This window comes from Azospirillum sp. (assembly GCF_050789165.1).
The window spans coordinates 1-19,552 of sequence record NZ_JBOZRT010000162.1; the positions used below are offsets into that span (position 1 = coordinate 1).

The following is a 19,552-nucleotide window of genomic DNA, read 5'->3' on the forward strand; positions in this document are numbered from 1 at the left end:
CTGAAGCCGCCCGAAAGGCGGGCGCGCCTCGGCGCGCGCCTTGACAGGGAGCACCCACGGTTCACTCCCTCCTTCGGAAAAAGACGGTTGCTACAGCTCCGACGACCAGGGCGCCGGTTCGTACTCGAAGCCGCGCTCGCGCGCCGTGATGTGGCCGACGCCCGGGAACGGGAAGTGGTAGGCGACCACCGGCGCGCGGTCGGCGGCGACGCGGTCGAACAGCTTGCGGCGGTTGCTCTCGGCCAGCGTCGGGTCCATGTCGAAGATGGCGTGCCAGCCGGGGTTGCGCACGAACAGCGCCGGGTGGTTGCTGGTGTCGCTCAGCACCATCAGCTGCTTGCCGCCGGAGGACAGCCCGTAGACGGTGTGGCCCGGCGTGTGGCCCGGCGCGGCGATGGCCTGGATGCCGGGCACCACCTCGGCGTCCGATCCATAGCGCCGGATGCGCTCCGCCGGGTAGGCGGCGAAGCGGCCGCGGACCAGCTTGAAGGTACCCTGCATCGCCTCCGGCGCGCGCGACATGGCGCCGTCGTCCATCCAGAACGCCCACTCCGCCTCCGGCACCAGGATCTCGGCGTTGGGGTACGCCGCCTTGCCGTCGGCGCCGGTCAGGCCGCCGATGTGGTCGGGGTGGAAGTGGCTGATCACCACGTGCGTGACGCCGGCCGGGTCGATGCCGGCCGCCGCCATGTTGCGGGCGCCGTGCGCCGCCGTGGGCATGAGCTGCCCGCCGGTGCCGACGTCGAGCAGCACCGTGCGCCCGCCGCCCTGCACGGCCATGAAGGTGATGGGGATGGTCAGCGCCTCGGTCGGCAGGTGGGCGTTGCGCAGCGCCGCCGCGACCTCGTCGGCAGAGGCGTTGCGCACGAAGCCCTCGGTCGGCTTCGGGCGGGCGAACTGCCCGTCGTTGATGCGGGTGACGACGAGGTCGCCGACCCTGGTCCGGTAGAAGCCGGGCGCCTGCTGGGCGGCGGGTGCCGCCGCCGGCTGCTGGGCCAGCGCGGCGGCGGGGACGAGGTGGGGCAGAAGCGGAGCGGCGACGGGAACGGCGGCCAGCGCGCCCAGCGCCGCGCGGCGAGACAGCTTCACCATTGGGAGCACCCCTTCTTCGTTGGTGGAAGAAGGATTGCTCGGTACCCCGGCAGGTCAAGGGGAAGGGGGCGCGTGGTGCGGGCCGGGGGAGTCGAACCCCCACGCCGTTTCCGGCTGCGGATTTTAAGTCCGCTGCGTCTACCGTTCCGCCACGCCCGCGGCACGCGCACCGGTTGAATAGTGGGTTGCGCGAAACGGGTCAAGAGTCGTGGACGCCGCCGCCCCGCATCCCCATGTGGCAAGCATGACCGAGAACCAATGGATCGCCCTGGTGGGGCTGCTGATGGCCGCGGTGCTGGTGGTGCCCGGCGCGCTGCGGCGCACCCGCGGCCGGATGCTGCCCTACGCCGCCGCGTGGCTCGCCATCGTGGCGGCGCTGGTCTTCGCCTACAGCACCTTCGGGCCTTCCTGAGGGCGGGCCGTCCCGAGGGCGGGCCGACCTAGTCGTCCTGCCGCCCGTTCCAGCCAAGGGACATGATGCCGATGCCCATGGCGACGCTGCCGAAGGTGATCATCAGGCTGGCGAAGAGCAGGAACGAAGCGGCGAAGACGCTCTCGCTGGCGAAGATCAGCGTGCGCAGGTTCGCCACGTCGCACAGCAGCAGCCCCAGGCCCAGGACGACCGCCCCCGCCATTCCCGAGATCAGGTGGTTGAGCAGGAAGAAGACAGCCTCTTTCTCGAACGGCTTCATGGCTCGGTTACCGGACTGTTCACTGACTTATCGAAGTAGGAACAGCCGGGGCCGCGGCAATTCGCCGTTACGCAATAGGCTAGAAAGCTACCCTTTGGAGCCGACCGTGACGGTCGGCGTACCGCCGAGCCGCCGGACGATCCCCACCAGCTCCTCCGTCGCCTGCTCCACCGCCGCCTCGTCGGTGCCGCGCAGCACCAGCGAGACGCCGAAGTCGCCGCGGCGGAAGTACGGGTAGCTGCCGATCTCCAGGTCCGGATGACGCTCCTGCAGGGCGCCGAGGTCGGCGGCCAGCACCCCCTCGGCCAGCGCGCAGCTGACCGTACGGGCGTGGATCGGCGCACCGCCCCTCAGGCGCGGCAGCACGCCGTCGAGCATCGCCTGCATGATGTTCGGCACGCCGGCCATCACGTACACGTTGCCGATGCGGAAGCCCGGCGCGGCGCTGATCGGGTTGTCGATCAGCTCGCCGCCGGCCGGGATGTTGGCCATGCGCAGCCGCGCCTCGTTCAGCTTGGACGGGTCGCCGTAATGGCGCTCCAGCCGCGCCACCGCCTCCGGGTTGCGCTCCAGCGCCACGCCGAACGCCTTGGCGACGCATTCGGACGTGATGTCGTCGTGCGTCGGGCCGATGCCGCCGGTGGTGAAGACGTAGGTGTAGCGGGAGCGCAGCGCGTTCACCGCGGCGACGATCTCCTCCTCCACGTCCGGCACGACGCGGGCCTCGCGCATGCGGATGCCGTGCTCGCCCAGCTTCTCGGCGAGGTGCGGCAGGTTGGCGTCCTTGGTGCGGCCGGAGAGGATCTCATTGCCGACGATCAGCACGGCGGCGGTGGGGTTCGGGTCGGTGGTCGTCATGGGGAGGCTTCGTTCGGCGGGGTTCTCCCAAGATGAACCCATGACGGGCATTGTCAAGGCGACGGCGGCGCGGGTAGCGTGGCGGCCATGCGCTTCCCCTCCCCGCTCCTCGAAGGCCGGCTGGTCCGCCGCTACAAACGCTTCCTCGCCGACGTCGAGCTGCCCGGCGGTGAGGTGATCACGGCGCACGTGCCGAACTCCGGCAGCATGATGGGCGTGGACGCGCCGGGGGCGCCGGTGTGGCTGTCGCGCTCGGACAATCCGAAGCGCAAGCTCGCCCACACGCTGGAGATGGTGGAGGCGGACGGCGGGCTGGTCGGCGTCAACACCGCCCACCCCAACGCCCTGGTCGCCGCGGCGATCGCCGCCGGCCGCATCCCGGAGCTGGCCGGCTACACCCGCGTGCGGCGCGAGGTGAAGTACGGCAAGAACTCGCGCATCGACGTGCTGCTGGAAGACGACGTACGGCCCCCGGCGTACGTCGAGGTGAAGAACGTACACCTGCGCCGGCCGCAGCCGGGGGACGGCCGGGACGGCGTCGTCTGGGCGGAGTTCCCGGACTGCCCGACGGCGCGGGGCGCCAAACACCTGGAGGAGCTGGCGGCGATGGTGGCGCAGGGCTGCCGCGCGGTGATGCTCTATCTTGTCCAGCGCATGGACTGCACCCACTTCCGGGTGGCCCGCGACATCGACCCCGCCTACGACGCCGGCCTGCGCCGTGCAGTGGCGGCGGGTGTGGAAACTTTGTGTTGGTCTTGCGCGCTGACGCGCGAGTCGATTGAATTGGACCGGCCGCTGCCGCTGCGGCTCGCCGATTAGATAAGGGACTGTCCGTGGAACACAACGACCTCGATTCGCATCGCATCCGGCTGCACACGCCGGAGGACTTCGAGGGTATGCGCAAGGCCGGCCGCCTGGCCGCCCTGGCGCTCGACTTCATCACCCCCTACGTGCAGCCCGGCGTCGCCACCGGCGAGCTGGACCGGCTGCTGGCCGCCTTCATCGCCGAGCACGGCGGCATCAGCGCGCCCATGGGCTACCGCGGCTATCCGAAGTCGACCTGCATCTCGGTCAACCACGTGGTCTGCCACGGCATCCCGGGCGACAAGCGGCTGCAGAACGGCGACATCCTGAACATCGACGTCACCCCGATCGTCGACGGCTGGCACGGCGATTCCAGCCGCATGTACCTGTGCGGCGACGTCAGCATCAAGGCGAAGAAGCTGGTGGACGTCACCTACGAATCGCTGATGATCGGCATCGCGATGGTCAAGCCGGGCGCCACGCTGGGCGACGTCGGCCACGCCATCCAGCAGTACGCGGAGAGCCACCGCTATTCGGTGGTGCGCGACTTCTGCGGCCACGGCCTGGGCCGCGTCTTCCACGAGCCGCCGAGCGTCCTGCACTTCGGCAAGCCCGGCCAGGGCGTGGTGCTGCGCGAGGGCATGTTCTTCACCATCGAGCCGATGGTCAACGCCGGCCGCCACGACGTGAAGATCCTCGGCGACGGCTGGACCGCGGTGACCAAGGACAAGTCGCTGTCGGCGCAGTTCGAGCACTCGATCGGCGTGACCAAGGACGGCTGCGAGATCTTCACCGCCTCGCCCGCCGGCTTCACCAAGCCGCCCTACCCGGTCGTCGAGGCGACGGCGGCGGTGTGAGTTTGTCGTAAGCCCTCCCCCAGCGGAGCTGGGGGAGGGCTATTGATCAATCCCCGCCCGCCGGCCTAGCCTTGTCGGCCGGACCTTCGGCCAGCGCGCCGTAGTTGTCCTTGCGCAGCTCGTCCAGCGAGCCGTCCACCAGGTCGGCCGGCACGCCGGCGGAGCGCAGGGCGAGGCCGGCCAGCTGCAGGCTCGCCTCGATGGTCTCGGGCACCACGGCGGAGGCGCCGGCGTGCTTCAGGCGGCCGAACTGCGCCAGGTCGTGGGCGCGGGTGATGATCGGCAGGTGCGGGGCGTGGCGGCGGATCGCCTCCACCGCCTTCTCGGCCAGCGCCGGGCGGTTGACGGTGACCACCGCGGCGCGGGCGCGCTCCACCCCGGCGGCGCGCAGCACGCCGGCGTGGGTGGCGTCGCCGTAGTAGATCGGCCGGCCGCCGTCGCGCATCGCCGCCACCCGGTGCGCGTCGAGGTCCAGCGCCACGTACGGGATGCCATGCCGCGCCAGGATGCGCGCCACCGTGCGCCCGACCCGGCCGTAGCCGGCGATCAGCACGTGGCCCTTCACGTCGCTGGTCTCGACCCGGAACGCCTCGGCGCCCCAGCGGCGCTCCCAGGCTTCGGCGAGGCTGTGCGCCAGGACGCCGACCGCGGGGGTCAGCGCCATGCTGAGCGCCACCACGCTGGTCAGCGTCTGCCCGTCCTCGCCGTCGAGGATGTGCAGGCCAACCGCGCGGCTGAGCACCACGAAGGCGAACTCGCCGCCCTGCGACAGCAGCAGGCCGACCCGCAGCGCGTTGGCCGTGCCCAGGCCCGACAGCCGGCACAGCGCGAACAGCAGCACGCTCTTGCCGATCAGCAGCGCGGCGGTCAGCGCCAGGATGGTCTCCGCCTTGCGGGCCATGAAGGGCAGGTCGAGCGACATGCCCACGGTCATGAAGAACAGGCCGAGCAGCAGGCCGCGGAACGGCTCGATGTCGGCCTCGACCTGATGCCGGTAGGCGGTGTCGGCGAGCAGCAGGCCGGCCAGAAAGGCGCCCAGCGCCATCGACATGCCGACCTGCGCGGTCAGCAGCCCGACCGCCAGCACCAGGAACAGGTTGGTGGCGGTGAACACCTCGGGGCTGTTGGCCGACGCCACGAAGCCGTACACCGGCCGCACCACGTAGCGGCCCAGCAGCATGATGCCGACGATGGCCGCCACACCCTTGGCGATGGCGATGGCCAGCGCCTGCGGCAGGTTGGCGGCGTCGCCGGCCAGCAGCGGCAGCAGCGTCAGCAGCGGCACCACCGCGAGGTCCTGGAAGATCAGCACGGCGACCGAGACGCGGCCGAAGCGCGCCACCGTCTCGCCGCGCTCCACCAGCACCTTCAGCACGGTGGCGGTGGAGGAGAAGGCGAGCGCGCCGCCGACGATCAGCGCCGCGTTCGAGTCCAGCCCGAACGTGTAGGCGGCGACGCCGATGGCGGCGGCGGTCGCCACCACCTGCAGCAGACCCAGCCCGAAGATGAAGCGCCGCATCGCCCGCAGGCGCGACAGGGGCAGCTCCAGCCCGACCGCGAACAGCAGGAAGACGACGCCGAACTCGGCCAGCACGCCCGGCAGCGCCGGATCCACCACCGGCCCCGGGGTGTGCGGGCCGAGCACCACGCCGGCCGCCAGATAGGCGAGCACCGCCGGGATGCGCAGCGCCTGGAACAGCGGCACCAGCAGGATGGCCGCCATCAGGAGCAGCAGCACATCCATCAGCAGTCCGGTGTCGTGGATCATCGGGACAGCGGTCCGTCGATGGTCTGGCCGCGGCTGATCAGCGAGATGCCGCGGCTGCCGACGCCGCCGACCATCACCGCCTCGATCAGCGGGTCGCTGGCGCCCTCGGAGGCGCTCCACTCCACGACGAAGTTGGCGCCGGGGCCGCCGCGGCCGTCGGTCAGGTCGATGTAGAACTCCGCCGTGCCCATGGCGGCCAGCGCGTGCGGCGTGTCGATGAAGCGCTGCACCGCGTTGCCGGCGGTGTCGTAGTAGGTGATCCGCCGCACCGTCAGCCCCTGCGCGGGCGAGGTGTTGCGCACGCTGAGCGTCACCGCCAGGTTCGGCTGCGCCACCCCGTGGCCGAGGTACAGGGTGGAGTACACCGGCACGTACACCGTGCCGCCGCGCGGCCCCGTGCCGCCGTCGGGCGTCGGGCGGAAGTAGTCGCGCTCTGGCCGCTTCGCCGGCACGTCCACCGATTCCGCGTCGCGCACCCGCGACGCCTCGCCGGACGGGGCCGCCCCGCGCTTCTCCACCAGCAGGACGGTGGCGACGGCGGCCCAAACCAGAAGGCCGGCGGCGATGAACGAGCGGATCGGGGTCATAGGGCTCCGGAGGGGCGGGCACGGCGGGGAGGCCGCAGCATAGTCGATGATGCACGCCCTGTGTATGCCCGCGGCGTCCGCCTGCCGCATCCTCGGCACGCGTGCGGCGCAGTGTATGAATTCGCGTGAAAGAGGTATAGTCGGCACGCCCTTGTATGCAGGACAGCCATGGCCGCACCCCGCACGCGCAAACCAGTGCCGAGCTTCGCCGAACCCGCGCTGCCCGGCATCTCGCCGGAGGACGCACCCGGATCGACGTGCGAGGACCCGCACTACCATGGACACCGCGACCGGCTGCGCGGGCGCTTCCTGGCCGGCGGGCCGGACGCGCTGCAGGACTACGAGCTGCTGGAGATGATCCTGTTCGCGGTCGACCGCCGGCGCGACGTCAAGCCGCTGGCCAAGGCGCTGATCGAACGGTTCGGCGGGCTGTGGAACGTCGTCAACGCGCCGCCGGAGAAGCTGCGCGGCATCAAGGCGGGCGAGGTCGCGCTGACCAGCGACGCGGCGGTCGCGGCGATCCGCGCGGTCGGCGCCGCGGCGCTGCGCGGCATGCGGCAGGAGGTGATGAAGCGGCCGGTGCTGGCGTCCTGGCAGGCGCTGCTCGACTACGTGCAGGCGGCGATGGCGCACGAGACGACCGAGCAGTTCCGGCTGCTGTTCCTCGACATCAAGAACACGCTGATCGCCGACGAGGTGCAGCAGCGCGGCACCGTGGACCACACCCCCGTCTACCCGCGCGAGGTGGTCAAGCGCGCGCTGGAGCTGGGCGCCACCGCGCTGATCCTGGTGCACAACCACCCCTCCGGCGACCCCAGCCCGAGCCGCGCCGACGTCGACATGACCAAGGAGATCGTGCGCGCCGCCGACGCGGTGGGCGTGGTGGTGCACGACCACCTGATCGTCGGCAAGGGCAAGCACGCCAGCTTCAAGGCGCTGGGGCTGCTGTAGGCATCGCGTGAAGCCCCTCTCCCGTCGAGGGAGAGGGGCTTAGAACGCCACGGAGCCTACTCAGAATGGCGCGCGCACGTCCGGATGCGGCAGGTCGGCCGGCTGCCCGGCGGTCTCCGCCGCCAGCGCGGCGCGCGCCGCGGCCACCCGCTCCGGCGCGGCGTCCACCAGCCGGGCGGCGGCGTCGAAGACGGTCAGCGCGGTCGGGTAGTGCTCGGCCGCCAGCGCCGGGGCGCTGGGAGTCGGGCGGTCGGGCTGGCCGATGCGCACCGGGGCGCGGCGCAGCGCGCCGAAGGCCCGCTCGGTCACCGTCGCCACGATCTCCGACCCCATGCCGAGCGTCGTCCAGCCGGTGTCGGCGACGATCAGCCGGCCGGTGCGGCGCACCGAGTCCAGGATCATCTCCGGCCGGAAGGGGCGCAGCACCGCCAGGTCGATCACCTCGCACGACACGCCGGCGCCGGCCAGCGCCTCGGCGGCGCGCCGCGACTCCCGCAGCATCCAGGAGGTGCCGACGATGGTGACGTCGCTCCCCCGGCGGCGCAGCTTCGGGCCGTCCAGCGGCTCGGTCCAGTAGCCCTCGGGCACCGGGCCGTCCAGGAAGTGCAGCCAGCGGTGCTCGATGAAGACCACCGGGTTCGGGTCCTCTATGGAGGCGAGAAGCAGGCCCTTGGCGCTGGCCGGGTCGGAGGGCATGACGACCTTGAGGCCGGGCTCCGCGGCGAACAGCGCCTCCAGCGAGCGTCCGTGCGCCGGCCCCTGCCCCCAGCCGCGCCCGACGTACAGCCGCACCACCAGCGGCACCGGGCGCGCGCCCTTGCTGAGGAAGGCCATCTTGGCGGCGTTGTTGAACAGCTGCTCCAGGCCGAGCAGCGCGAAGTCGGCGCGGATGTGGAACAGCACGGGGCGCCGGCCCATCAGCGCCGCCCCCACCGCCACGCCGGTCATGGCGTTCTCCGACAGCGGCGATTCGACGATGCGGTCGGGGCCGTACTTCTCCAGCAGGTTCTGCGTGGCGCCGAACAGGCTGAGCGGCGGCAGCGCGCCCTGGCCGATGGCGAACACCCGCCCGTCGCGCTCCATGGCGAGGTCCAGCGCCTCGTTCAGCGCCTGCATGGTGGTCAGCGTGCGCGGCCCCGGGACCGGGGCAGGCGCGCGGGCGAGGCTAAACATAGAGGGTCTCCTCGACGCCGGCGGTGGTCGGGAAGGGGGCGCTGCGGGCGAAGGCGACGGCGTCCTCGATCTCGGCCAGGATCTCGACCGCCATGGCCTCCTCCATCGCCTCGGTCAGGGCGCCGGACCGCAGCAGGGGACGGCGCAGGCGCTGGATCGGGCAGTGCTCGCGCCACGCCGCGCGCTCGGCCCGGGTCGCCGCGTCCTCGGGCAGCGGCAGCGTGTGCTCGCAGTGGTCGCGCAGGCGGTAGGTGTCGCAGACCAGGAAGCCCGGCCCGTCGCCGCGCCGCCCCCGCGCCACGGCGCGCGCGGCGGCGGCGCGCATCGCCAGCGCATCGTTGCCGTCCACCGTCTCCGCCGGGATGCCGTGGGCGCGCGCCAGTTCGGTCAGCGGCCGGGCGGGCTGGCGGTGCTCCAGCGTGGTGACGATGGACCACAGGTTGTTCTCCAGCACGAACAGCACCGGCAGGGACCGCAGCGCCGCGAAGTTCATCGCCTCGTGCAGCACGCCCTCCTCCGCCGCGCCGTCGCCGAAGATGGTGACGGCCACGCCGTCCTGGCCGGCCTGCCGCATGGCCAGCGCGGCGCCGACCGCCACCGGGATGGCGCTGCCGATGGTGGGCGAGCTGAGCAGCAGCCCGGCCTCGGCGTCGTGCAGGTTCATCGAGCCGCCGCGCCCGCCGCAGCAGCCGGCGTCGCGCCCGTACAGCTCGGCGATCATCGCCCGGAGGTCGCCGCCCTTGGCCAGGTAGTGGGCGTGGCAGCGGTGGGTGGAGAGCACCTGGTCGGTGCGGCGCAGCTCAGCGCACAGGCCGACCGCGACCGCCTCCTGCCCGACCGAGAGATGGATGGGGCAGCGCATCTCCAGCTCGCCGTAGCGCAGCGCCACGGCCTCCTCGACGAGGCGGATGCGCAGCATGGCGCGGAAAAGCTCCAGCGCCGTCTGGCCGTCAAAGTCCGACATCGGATGACCACAGGATGGGAGTTCTGGACTGCTCAGGCAGGCCCGGTCACGCCCGCATGCGTGATTCGAGGCACCTCGTCCGAACTATAACCTAGCTCATAGATTATCGCATGCGGAAATTGCTACTGGTAATCATTTCATACTGAAGTATGCGGGCATACTCCAAGAAAAAGGCGGCGCGGATCAGGTCCACGCCGCCCTTTTCAGGACCTTCCCAAGTGAATACCCGGTTATGCGCCAAACACGCGCTTGAAAACCGTATCCACGTGCTTGGTGTGGTAATTCATGTCGAACATCGGCGCGAGCGTATCGCGGGCGATGTGCTTGGTGACCTCGGCGTCGGCCAGCAGGTTGTCCAGCAGGTTGCCGCCTTCCGCCCACACCTTCATGGCGTTGCGCTGGACGGCGAGGTACGCGTCCTCGCGGCTCATGCCGGCCTGGGTCAGCGCCAGCAGCACGCGCTGCGAGAAGACGAGGCCGCCGAGGTCCTCCAGGTTCTTGGTCATGCGCTCGGGATAGACGACCAGCTTCTCCATCATGCCGGTGGCGCGCACCAGGGCGAAGTCCAGCGTGACGGTGGCGTCCGGGCCGATCATGCGCTCGACCGAGCTGTGCGAGATGTCGCGCTCGTGCCACAGCGCCACGTTCTCCATGGCCGGGACGACGGCGGAGCGGACGATGCGGGCCAGACCCGTGATGTTCTCCGACAGCACCGGGTTGCGCTTGTGCGGCATCGCCGACGAGCCCTTCTGGCCGGGGTGGAAGAACTCCTCCGCCTCGCGCACCTCGGTGCGCTGCAGGTGGCGGACCTCCACGGCGAGGTTCTCCAGCGACGAGGCGATGACGCCGAGCACGGCGAAGAACATGGCGTGCCGGTCGCGCGGGATGACCTGGGTGGACACCGGCTCGACCGACAGGCCCAGCTTCTCGGCGACGTACTGCTCGACGAACGGGTCGATGTTGGCGAAGGTGCCGACGGCGCCGGAGATGGCGCAGGTGGCGATGTCCTCGCGAGCGGCCACGAGGCGCTCGCGGGCGCGCTGGAAGGCGGCGTAATGGCCGGCGAGCTTCAGGCCGAAGGTCGTCGGCTCGGCGTGGATGCCGTGGCTGCGGCCGATGGTGACGGTGTCCTTGTGCTCGTAGGCGCGGCGCTTCAGCGCGGCGAGCAGCCCGTCGAGGTCTTCCAGCAGCAGGTCGGCGGCCTGCTTCAGCTGCACGGCGAGGCAGGTGTCGAGCACGTCCGACGAGGTCATGCCCTGGTGCACGAAGCGCGCCTCGGGACCGACGTATTCGGCGAGGTTGGTGAGGAAGGCGATGACGTCGTGCCGGGTCTCGCGCTCGATGGCGTCGATGCGCTCGATCTCCCACTTGCCGCGCTCCCACACCGCCTTGGCGGCGTCGGCGGGGATGACGCCCAGCTTGGCCTGCGCGTCGCAGGCGTGCGCCTCGATCTCGAACCAGATGCGGAACTTGTTCTCCGGTTCCCAGATGCGGGCCATTTCGGGGCGGGTGTAGCGCGGGATCATCGTACTCTCCAACTACGGCAGCGACGGCGGCCGGACCTTAGCCCCACGGCGCCCGCGTGAAAAGACCTTGCGGACGGTGGGCGTTCGCGATGGTAGAACGGTCTGGGTTGCACCGGACGGGGGCGGCATGACGGCGATCGGACTGTGCCTGCAGGCGGGCGGCGCGCTGGGCGCCTACGAGGCCGGCGCGACGGCCCGGCTCCTGGAGGCGGGGCTGCGGCCGGTGGTGCTGACCGGCGTCTCCATCGGCGCCATCAACGCGGCGGTGCTGGCGGCGTCCCGCGATGCCGACCCGGCGGCGGCGCTGCGGGAGCTGTGGAGCACGCTGGAGGTGCCGGCGCTGCCGGTGCCGCCGGTGGTGCGGCAGGCGCTGACGTCGATGACCGGCATCCCCGGCTTCTACCGCCCGCACACCGACCCGTTCTCCCTGGGCACCTGGACCAGCTGGTACGACCTCGCGCCGCTGGCCGGCACGCTGGAGCGGCTGATCGACGTCGAACGGCTGAACCAGCCGGAGCGGGTGCGCGTGGCGCTGACCGCGACCAACGTGCAGACCGGCATCCTGGAGCGCTTCTGCAACGCCGACGCCCGGCTGGGCGTCGAGCACGTCCTGGCCAGCGCGGCGCTGCCGCCGTTCTTCCCGATGGTGCGGGTGGGCGAGGCGATGTACTGGGACGGCGGGCTGTTCGACCACATGCCGCTGCGCGCCATGCTCGACAGCCTGACGCCGGCCGAGCGCGAGGACCTGCCGCTGTTCGTGCTCGACCGCGAGACACGCGGCAGCACCATCCCGGAGAACCTGCACGAGGTCGGCGACCGCGTCCTGGAGATCCTGTTCCAGAACAAGTCCTGGGACGATTTCGGCGGGCCGCAGGGCCTGCGCCAGTACGCCGGGCTGATCGACGCCATCGACCGCGCGCTCCCCAAGGGCAGCCCGGTGCGGCGGAACCCGCAGTACGACAAGCTGATGGAGTACCGCTGCCTGAAGAACCTGCGCGTCGTCGCCTGCCCGCACCAGCCCTTGAGCGGGGCGGTGGACTACTCCGCCGACACGGTGGAGACGCGCATCCGCGCCGGGTGGAGCGCGGCCGACGAGCATCTGCGGCGCTTTCCGGTGGGATAGGCCGCCACGTCATCCGCGATCGTCACGCAGGCCGGAATCCTGGATACTTTCGACTTATGACCAGGAAACAATCGGAAACGGCCACAACTCTAATACTCTGGTATGATTGCCGATGAATTCTTTTCCATTCCGGACCCTCACTTGACACGGATTGTTTCTCGACCTATCATACTTCGTATCGAGCGAAACAGTTGACAGGAGCCACTCGTGTCAGTGATTCATGAGACGGACGTCGATAATTTTGCGCGCTACGAAAAAGATATGTCGTTGCGCCCAAATCTCCTGGAGAAGATCTCGATTTTCGCGTGCTTTATATTATTTTACCTGGTTTTAGCGTTTAAATGACTACGACACACTCCCCCGCCCAACAATCCTTTGATTCATTTGCCTTCTTGGATTGGTGCCCGAGAGCCACAAACGCCATAGAGCCTATTTCATTCAGCCTCTCGCCAGAAGTCCTGGCAAAGATCGACGTGAAAGGCAGAGCCGCATTTCTGCTGCCGGAATACCAGGTTTCCATTGACGAATGCCACTTCAGGAATGACGGCATTCTGATTTTTTCGCTATGCCTTACCTACGCCCCCGCGACACCGGGCACCAGCGGTTCGGGCACGCCACCGCCAGCCGGCACCGCCGGTGGCGGCTCCGAAACGGCCACCAAAGGAAAGCCCAACGGAGTTCCCTACGAAAGCCTGATTGCGGTTGCCGCATACATCTCGAACGAGGTCAAAACCTTGATCGGGCACACACACCTTTACGACACGGATTTCTACGAAAGACGGAAGAAGAACCGTTTCCCGAGCATCGCCAAACATCCCGTGCTCATCGACTCGTCCTCCCTGCTGGCGGTCGCAGGCGAACTGAAGCTGGACGATGTCCTGCGCGACAACAAAAAGCTGATGGATCTGTACTCGTCAAACCGAAACGGCGACAGACGGCGTTCGGTTTTGCTCATAAGGGAGCGGTTTTCCAAGATCTTCGACAAATCGTTCACCGCGATAGCACAGGTGAAACGGAATAAATTTGCCGGCATTCATATATTCAGACACTATTATTTCATATCTACGCTCGCTGTCCTGGCGTGCGCTCTGTATTCTCTGATCGACATGACCGCAGCAGACAAACCGAACACGATCATCACGGGGCTTTTCAACTTTATTTTTGCAATCGCGCTTCCGGGGACAATGTATCTGATACACGCAAAACATTTCGCGGAGTTTTCTATTTTCAAGCCGATCTACGAGAAAGCGAGAACGTCCTTGAGAAGGAGGGTTTCCGGCGTCGCAGAATGGCTCTTCACCGAGAAGGCGCGACAAGGAACCGCCGCATTCTTCAAGCAGCAGGGCCCGCGCATCCTGATCGCTCTGGTCCTGACTTCACCGGTCATCCTTGCCTCCGACCTCTTCCAGCCGGTCGCGGGGAGTCCATCCAGGTTCGTCCTCGGGGACCGTTCCGAATACTTCGCATTCGACGATATGCTCTCGCGTTTTTCGTTGAACGGCTTTCTCTACGGACTCATCGACAACATCCTGAGCATCCTGTGGGTCTGCGCCGCGGCCATCTTCATCACCGAAATCTCGATCAAGCGCCGAAAGATCCTGCAGATCCTGCACCGGGCGAAGGGCATCATGCAGTTCGGCTCCATATACAACGGAGTCGTCCAGAACATCGCTTCGTCGGTTGACGCGCTGCGCTATCACAACAACGCCTGCTTTCTCACTTTCGAGAACGCATACTCCATCCTGGATTCACGGATCGCGCTCGAGAAGCGGAAGAGAACCAGAACCTACATCCTGTGCGCGAGCATGGCCCTCGTCTCCCTGGCGTGGCATTTCAGAGCCCACCTGCCCCTTCCCTGATCCGCGCGCGGCGAATCGGCCCGCTACCCCCGGACGAACCACAGCACGAGGCGCAGGCCGAGGACCAGGACGCCGCTGGCGACGATGCCCATCACGGCGTCCCCGGCGTCCATGGCGCTGCCGTTCCAGACCATCGAGCCGACCAGCACCAGACCGACCAGCAGCCCGATGAAGAACCATCGGAGCAGGCTGTTCTCGATCAGCAGGTCCCACAGCGCTTCGATCAGGTCGGTCATGGGAGGGCCTCTGGGGTGTCGCGTTGACGAACCGGCCGGCAGCCGTCCGCCCAGAATGACGCGGCGGCATCGGGTCGGGAAGCGGTTTTCGCGCAGGTTCGCTCGACCGCGCGCCGCCAGGAACGTTCGCCCCGCCGGGGCTTCGCGCACAGTCGGTGCGACATTTCATTCGCTGAAAAAACAGATCAAAGATATTGCAGATTTTTCACGCGCTCGCGTACCATCCCCGGTTGGTAAGACCCAAAAAAATCATAACGGCGCAGTGCGGGAGAAACGCTTTGATCCACGGGCTTCTGGGCCTCGACGGGCCCGGCGGGGCGATCGTCGCCGCGCCGTCGGCGCCGGTTGAATCGGACCTGTCGCTGCCGAGCATCCTGCAGGGCACGCCGGTCCCCACCTTCGTCATCGACGCCGACCACCGGGTCACCCACTGGAACCGGGCCTGCGAAGCCATCATCGGCGTGCGCGCGGCGGAGATCCTCGGCACGTCGGACCAGTGGCGCGCCTTCTACACCGAGCCGCGGCCGACCCTGGCCGACCTGATCGTCGACGGCATCACCGAGGAGACGGTGGCGCGGCTGTACGCCGGGCGCTGGCGCGCCTCGCCGCTGATCGAGGGCGCCTACGAGGCCGAGGGCTGGTTCGAGCATTTCCCCGGCGGCGCGCGCTGGCTGTCCTTCACCGCCGCCCCGCTGCGCGGCAAGGACGGCCGCCTGCTCGGCGCCATCGAGACGCTGCAGGACATCACCGAACGCAAGCAGGCCGAGGAGGTCAAGCGCGAGCGGCTGGCCCGGCAGCGCCTGGACGAGATCGTCGAGGGCAGCCCGGTCCCCACCTTCGTCATCGATGCCGAACACCGCGTCACCCACTGGAACCGCGCCTGCGAGGCGGTGATCGGCGCGCCGGCGTCGGCGCTCACCGGCACGCGGCTGCAGTGGCAGGCCTTCTACACCGAGGAGCGGCCGGTGATGGCCGACCTCATCATCGACGGCGCGGGCGAGGCGGAGATCGCCCGCCACTACCCGACCAAGTTCCGCCACTCCCCCTTCATCGAGGGGGCGTACGAGGCGGAGGACTTCTTCCCGAAATGCCCCGGCGGCGGCCGCTGGCTGGCCTTCACCGCCGCCCCCCTGCACGACGGGGAGGGACGGGTCATCGGCGCCATAGAGACCCTGCAGGACGTCACCGAGCGCAAGCGGGCCGAGGAGGCGATGCGCCTCTACCACCGCGCGGTGGAATCGGCCAACAACGGCATCATCATCACCGACGTGAAGGCGCTCGACCACCCGGTGGTCTACGCCAACCCGGCGTTCGAGCGGATGACCGGCTATCCGCAGGTCGAGGCCATCGGCCGCAACCCGCGCTTCCTGCTGGGCCAGGACCGCGAGCAGATGGAGCTGGAAGCGATCAAGTCGGCGCTGCGCCAGAAGCGGCCGGGCAGCGCGGTGCTGCGCAACTACCGCCGCGACGGCACGCTGTTCTTCAACGAGCTGTTCGTCTCCCCCGTGCGCGACGAGGCCGGCGAGGTCACGCACACCATCAGCGTGATGACCGACATCACCGAGCGCAAGCGCTACGAGGAGCAGCTCGAGCACCAGGCCAACCACGACGCGCTGACGGGCCTCGCCAACCGCACGCTGCTGATGGACCGGCTGGAGCATTCGCTGGCTTGCGCCCAGCGCTACGGCCAGAAGCCGGCGGTGCTGTTCGTCGACCTCGACAACTTCAAGACGGTCAACGACACGCTGGGCCACAACGTCGGCGACCATCTGGTGCAGGCGGTGGCCAAGCGCCTGGTGCACTGCCTGCGCGAGGTGGACACGGTGGCGCGGCTGGGCGGCGACGAGTTCGTCGTGGTCATCCAGGACGCGCCGGAGGAGAGCGACGTCACCCACGTGATGCGCCGCATCATCGAGGCGCTGGGCCGGCCCTTCACCATCGACGGGTCGGAGCTGTTCGTCACCTGCTCGATCGGCGCGTCCATGTACCCGCGCGACGGCGAGGACGTGGCGACGCTGCTGAAGAACGCCGACGCCGCCATGTACCGCGCCAAGGAGATGGGCCGCGGCGGCTTCCAGTTCTTCACCCGCGAGATCAACGAGCGCGTCTGCGAGCGCATGGTGATCGAGCGCGAGCTGCACGGCGCCATCGCGCGCGGCGAACTGCAGGTGTTCTACCAGCCGCAGCTCGACGTGCGCACCGGCGCTATCGTCGGCGCGGAGGCGCTGCTGCGCTGGACCAACCCGCGGCTGGGCAGCGTGTCGCCCGGCCGCTTCATCCCGGTGGCGGAGGAGAGCGGGCTGATCCTCCAGGTCGGGCGCTGGGTGCTGGAGACGGCGTGCGCCGACAGCCGGCGCTGGATCGCCGAGGGCTGGAGCAACGCGCGGATGTCGGTCAACCTGTCGGCCCGGCAGTTCCGCCAGGCCGACCTCTACGCCCACATCGCCGAGCTGCTGCAGGACGCCGGCCTGTCCAACTTCATCCTGGAACTGGAGCTGACCGAGAGCATGGTCATGCAGAACCCCGAGCAGGCCATCGGCACCATGCGGGCGCTAAAGGACATCGGGCTGCGGCTGGCCATCGACGACTTCGGCACGGGGTATTCGAGCCTGAGCCACCTGCGGCACTTCCCGCTGGACATCCTGAAGGTGGACCAGAGCTTCGTGCGCGACATCACCAACCACGCCGAGGGCGAGGCCATCGCCGCCGCCGTGATCTCCATCGGCCACGCGCTGGGCAAGAAGGTGGTGGCGGAGGGGGTGGAGACGGACGTCCAGCTGGACTTCCTGCGCGGCCACGGCTGCGACGAGTACCAGGGATTCCTGTTCAGCCCGGCGGTGCCGGCGGAACGGTTCCGCGAGCTGCTGATCAGGAACGGGCAGCTGACGGGGGCCCCCTGAAGCCCCTCCCCCGCGAGGGGGAGGGGCTTGGAATTCTACTCCCGCACCACCTGATCGTGCGCCAGGCTCAGGAGCCGCTCCAGCTCCTTCTCGACGCGGTGGTCGGAGATGTCGATGCCCTTGGCGCGCAGGTCGTCGGCGATGCGGGTGCGGATCTCGTGCGGGCCGCTGGTGGAGAAGTCGACCTCGACCATCTGCCGGGCGTAGGCGTCCGCGTCGGCGCCGTGCAGTCCCATCAGATCGGCCGCCCACAGGCCGGCCAGCCGGTCGCGCCGCGCCCGGATCCGGAACAGCAGGTCCTGGTCGTGCTGGAACTTGTTCTCGAAGGCTTGCTCGCGCTCGTCGAACGTGGTCATGGGGACCCGGGCTCCTCGGCTTGTTTGCGTTTCTCGTTCACAGTCTTATATAGCCGGCTCGCCGCCCCGCGTCACCGGGGCGTGCTCGTCCGATACGCGCAGCGAGGCCGGAAGGCAAGAACACCATGTGCAGCGTCATCATCCTGCGGCGACCGGACGCGGCGTGGCCGCTCGTCCTCGGCGCCAACCGCGACGAAATGGCCGACCGCCCCTGGCAACCACCGGCGCGCCACTGGCCCGACCGCCCCAACGTGGTCGCCGGCCTGGACGAGCTGGCCGGCGGCACCTGGCTGGGCATGAACGACGAGGGGCTGGTGGCGGCCATCCTCAACCGCTACGGCACGCTGGGGCCCGAGGAGGGCAAGCGCTCGCGCGGCGAGCTGGTGCTGGAGGCGCTGGACCACGCCGACGCGTCGGAGGCGGCGCTGGCGCTCGCCCAGCTCGACACCCGCGCCTACCGGCCGTTCAACCTGCTGATCGCCGACAACCGCGACGCCTACGTGCTCGTGCACCGCGGCGGAGACGCCTCCCGTGGGCCGCGAAACCGCCCGGAGACGCAGCCCGTCCCCGAGGGCGTGCACATGCTGACCGCCGCCGACCTGGACGACGGCGCCGACCCGCGCACCGCGCTGTACCTGCCGCTGTTCCGCCACGCGCCGCCGCCGGACCCGGACGCCGGGAGCTGGGGCGGCTGGCCGGAGCTGCTGGGCAGCCGCATCTGGGACGGCGCCGACGCCCGCGGCGCCATGACCTTCCGCATGCCGAGCGGCTTCGGCACCTCGTCGAGCGCGCTCATCGCGCTGCCCTCGGTCGAGCGGCCGGATCTCGACCCGATCTGGCACTTCGCGCCGGGCGCGCCGCACGAAACGCCTTGGAAACCGCTGGATTTGGGCTGAGGCGGGGGGTATCCCCCTCGCATTGTGTTCCGTACGCCGGCTTGCTATATCACTCGGATAGATCCCCGGGCCGGCAACGGTTAAGCCGGGCCACACGCAGTTTGGACGACCACCCATGAGCAGACGCCGGCGCATCTACGAAGGCAGGGCGAAAGTCCTCTTCGAAGGCCCTGAGCCCGGGACCCTCGTCCAGTACTTCAAGGACGATGCGAGCGCCTTCAACAACAAGAAGCAGGGCGTCATCACCGGCAAGGGGGTGCTGAACAACCGCATCTCCGAATACCTGATGAGCCGGCTGTCGGAGATCGGCGTGCCGACGCACTTCGTGCGCCGCCTGAACATGCGCGAGCAGCTGATCCGCGAGGTCGAGATCATCCCCATCGAGGTGGTGGTGCGCAACGTCGCCGCCGGCTCGCTGTCCAAGCGCTTCGGCATCCCCGAGGGCACGCCGCTGCCGCGCTCGATCATCGAGTACTACTACAAGTCCGAGGAACTCGGGCACCCGATGGTCACCGAGGAGCACATCACCGCCTTCGGCTGGGCCGCCCCGCAGGACCTGGACGACATGGTGGCGCTGGCGCTGCGCGTGAACGACTACCTGTCGGGCCTGTTCCTCGGCATCGGGCTGAAGCTGGTGGACTTCAAGCTGGAGTTCGGCCGCCTGTGGGAGGAGGACGACATGCGCATCGTCCTCGCCGACGAGATCAGCCCGGACAACTGCCGGCTCTGGGACATCAAGACCAACGAGAAGCTGGACAAGGACCGCTTCCGCCAGGACCTCGGCAAGGTCGAGGAGGCCTACCAGGAGGTGGCCCGCCGCCTCGGCATCCTGCCCGAGGGCGGCCCCGGCGACGTCAAGGGTCCGAAGACGCTCCAATAAACAGCAACACCACCGACAAGCGAGAAGACA

The 19,552-nt window shown here is 69.1% G+C and carries 19 protein-coding genes and 1 tRNA gene; 9 read left to right on the forward strand and 11 right to left on the reverse strand.

The window, feature by feature from the left end:
• Positions 1–90 precede the first annotated feature (90 nt).
• Positions 91–1,092 carry an MBL fold metallo-hydrolase gene (locus tag ACRWK7_RS34360; protein ID WP_431862229.1) on the reverse strand — a complete coding sequence of 334 codons (1,002 nt, stop codon included), beginning with the start codon at positions 1,090–1,092 and terminating at the stop codon, positions 91–93.
• A 73-nt stretch (positions 1,093–1,165) separates the two neighbouring features.
• A tRNA-Leu gene (locus ACRWK7_RS34365) sits at positions 1,166–1,251 on the reverse strand.
• Positions 1,252–1,336: 85 nt separating this feature from the next.
• On the opposite strand from ACRWK7_RS34365, the gene ACRWK7_RS34370 reads away from it, so the two are divergent.
• Positions 1,337–1,504, forward strand: a complete 168-nt coding sequence (locus tag ACRWK7_RS34370) for a hypothetical protein (protein ID WP_431862231.1) — start codon at positions 1,337–1,339, stop codon at positions 1,502–1,504.
• A 28-nt stretch (positions 1,505–1,532) separates the two neighbouring features.
• On the opposite strand, the gene ACRWK7_RS34375 is transcribed toward ACRWK7_RS34370, so the two are convergent.
• Together ACRWK7_RS34375 and ACRWK7_RS34380 are read right to left on the reverse strand one after the other, a co-directional pair.
• A complete protein-coding gene (locus tag ACRWK7_RS34375; RefSeq protein ID WP_431862233.1) occupies positions 1,533–1,784 on the reverse strand; it encodes a hypothetical protein in 252 nt (83 codons plus the stop codon).
• 87 nt (positions 1,785–1,871) lie between these two features.
• Positions 1,872–2,642: a competence/damage-inducible protein A gene (locus tag ACRWK7_RS34380; RefSeq protein ID WP_431862235.1), complete on the reverse strand. Its 771-nt coding sequence runs from the start codon at positions 2,640–2,642 to the stop codon at positions 1,872–1,874.
• Between the two features lie 87 nt (positions 2,643–2,729).
• On the opposite strand from ACRWK7_RS34380, the gene sfsA reads away from it, so the two are divergent.
• Entirely contained in the window at positions 2,730–3,461 is a 732-nt protein-coding gene (gene sfsA, locus ACRWK7_RS34385) for a DNA/RNA nuclease SfsA (protein WP_431862237.1), read from the forward strand.
• 14 nt (positions 3,462–3,475) lie between these two features.
• The gene (gene map / locus ACRWK7_RS34390; RefSeq protein ID WP_431862239.1) at positions 3,476–4,303 is read left to right on the forward strand and encodes a type I methionyl aminopeptidase; all 828 of its coding nucleotides are present in this window, start codon (positions 3,476–3,478) and stop codon (positions 4,301–4,303) included.
• A gap of 46 nt (positions 4,304–4,349) precedes the next feature.
• Here the strand turns inward: map and ACRWK7_RS34395 are convergent, their stop codons facing one another.
• Both ACRWK7_RS34395 and ACRWK7_RS34400 read right to left on the reverse strand, forming a co-directional pair.
• The gene (locus ACRWK7_RS34395) at positions 4,350–6,071 is read right to left on the reverse strand and encodes a monovalent cation:proton antiporter-2 (CPA2) family protein (protein ID WP_431862241.1); all 1,722 of its coding nucleotides are present in this window, start codon (positions 6,069–6,071) and stop codon (positions 4,350–4,352) included.
• A complete protein-coding gene (locus tag ACRWK7_RS34400) occupies positions 6,068–6,658 on the reverse strand; it encodes a DUF3124 domain-containing protein (protein WP_431862242.1) in 591 nt (196 codons plus the stop codon). The genes ACRWK7_RS34395 and ACRWK7_RS34400 overlap by 4 nt, the downstream gene beginning before the upstream one ends.
• A 168-nt stretch (positions 6,659–6,826) precedes the next feature.
• Between ACRWK7_RS34400 and radC the strand changes: the two genes are divergently transcribed.
• Positions 6,827–7,609 carry a RadC family protein gene (gene radC, locus ACRWK7_RS34405; protein WP_431862244.1) on the forward strand — a complete coding sequence of 261 codons (783 nt, stop codon included), beginning with the start codon at positions 6,827–6,829 and terminating at the stop codon, positions 7,607–7,609.
• Positions 7,610–7,669: 60 nt separating this feature from the next.
• On the opposite strand, the gene ACRWK7_RS34410 is transcribed toward radC, so the two are convergent.
• The 3 genes from ACRWK7_RS34410 to purB form a co-directional block, all read right to left on the reverse strand.
• Positions 7,670–8,782 carry an alpha-ketoacid dehydrogenase subunit beta gene (locus ACRWK7_RS34410; RefSeq protein ID WP_431862246.1) on the reverse strand — a complete coding sequence of 371 codons (1,113 nt, stop codon included), beginning with the start codon at positions 8,780–8,782 and terminating at the stop codon, positions 7,670–7,672.
• Positions 8,775–9,746 carry a thiamine pyrophosphate-dependent dehydrogenase E1 component subunit alpha gene (locus ACRWK7_RS34415; protein ID WP_431862248.1) on the reverse strand — a complete coding sequence of 324 codons (972 nt, stop codon included), beginning with the start codon at positions 9,744–9,746 and terminating at the stop codon, positions 8,775–8,777. Before ACRWK7_RS34415 ends, ACRWK7_RS34410 begins: the two co-directional genes overlap by 8 nt.
• Positions 9,747–9,976: 230 nt before the next feature.
• A complete protein-coding gene (purB, locus tag ACRWK7_RS34420) occupies positions 9,977–11,272 on the reverse strand; it encodes an adenylosuccinate lyase (RefSeq protein ID WP_431862250.1) in 1,296 nt (431 codons plus the stop codon).
• Between the two features lie 127 nt (positions 11,273–11,399).
• Between purB and ACRWK7_RS34425 the strand changes: the two genes are divergently transcribed.
• Together ACRWK7_RS34425 and ACRWK7_RS34430 are read left to right on the forward strand one after the other, a co-directional pair.
• Positions 11,400–12,395, forward strand: coding sequence for a patatin-like phospholipase family protein (locus ACRWK7_RS34425; RefSeq protein WP_431862251.1), 996 nt, complete (start codon positions 11,400–11,402; stop codon positions 12,393–12,395).
• A 473-nt stretch (positions 12,396–12,868) separates the two neighbouring features.
• Complete coding sequence (locus tag ACRWK7_RS34430; RefSeq protein ID WP_431862253.1) at positions 12,869–14,254, forward strand: hypothetical protein; 1,386 nt, start codon at positions 12,869–12,871, stop codon at positions 14,252–14,254.
• Positions 14,255–14,277: 23 nt separating this feature from the next.
• Here the strand turns inward: ACRWK7_RS34430 and ACRWK7_RS34435 are convergent, their stop codons facing one another.
• Entirely contained in the window at positions 14,278–14,490 is a 213-nt protein-coding gene (locus tag ACRWK7_RS34435) for a hypothetical protein (protein ID WP_431862255.1), read from the reverse strand.
• A 278-nt stretch (positions 14,491–14,768) separates the two neighbouring features.
• On the opposite strand from ACRWK7_RS34435, the gene ACRWK7_RS34440 reads away from it, so the two are divergent.
• Positions 14,769–17,390, forward strand: a complete 2,622-nt coding sequence (locus ACRWK7_RS34440) for a sensor domain-containing protein (protein WP_431862257.1) — start codon at positions 14,769–14,771, stop codon at positions 17,388–17,390.
• Positions 17,391–17,425: 35 nt separating this feature from the next.
• Here ACRWK7_RS34440 and ACRWK7_RS34445 read toward each other — a convergent pair whose 3' ends face one another.
• Complete coding sequence (locus ACRWK7_RS34445; protein ID WP_431862259.1) at positions 17,426–17,746, reverse strand: DUF1476 domain-containing protein; 321 nt, start codon at positions 17,744–17,746, stop codon at positions 17,426–17,428.
• A gap of 125 nt (positions 17,747–17,871) precedes the next feature.
• Between ACRWK7_RS34445 and ACRWK7_RS34450 the strand changes: the two genes are divergently transcribed.
• Both ACRWK7_RS34450 and purC read left to right on the forward strand, forming a co-directional pair.
• On the forward strand, positions 17,872–18,642 hold the full coding sequence (locus tag ACRWK7_RS34450; protein ID WP_431862260.1) for an NRDE family protein: 771 nt from the start codon (positions 17,872–17,874) through the stop codon (positions 18,640–18,642).
• Between the two features lie 115 nt (positions 18,643–18,757).
• Positions 18,758–19,522 carry a phosphoribosylaminoimidazolesuccinocarboxamide synthase gene (gene purC, locus ACRWK7_RS34455; RefSeq protein WP_109118412.1) on the forward strand — a complete coding sequence of 255 codons (765 nt, stop codon included), beginning with the start codon at positions 18,758–18,760 and terminating at the stop codon, positions 19,520–19,522.
• Positions 19,523–19,552: the final 30 nt, after the last annotated feature.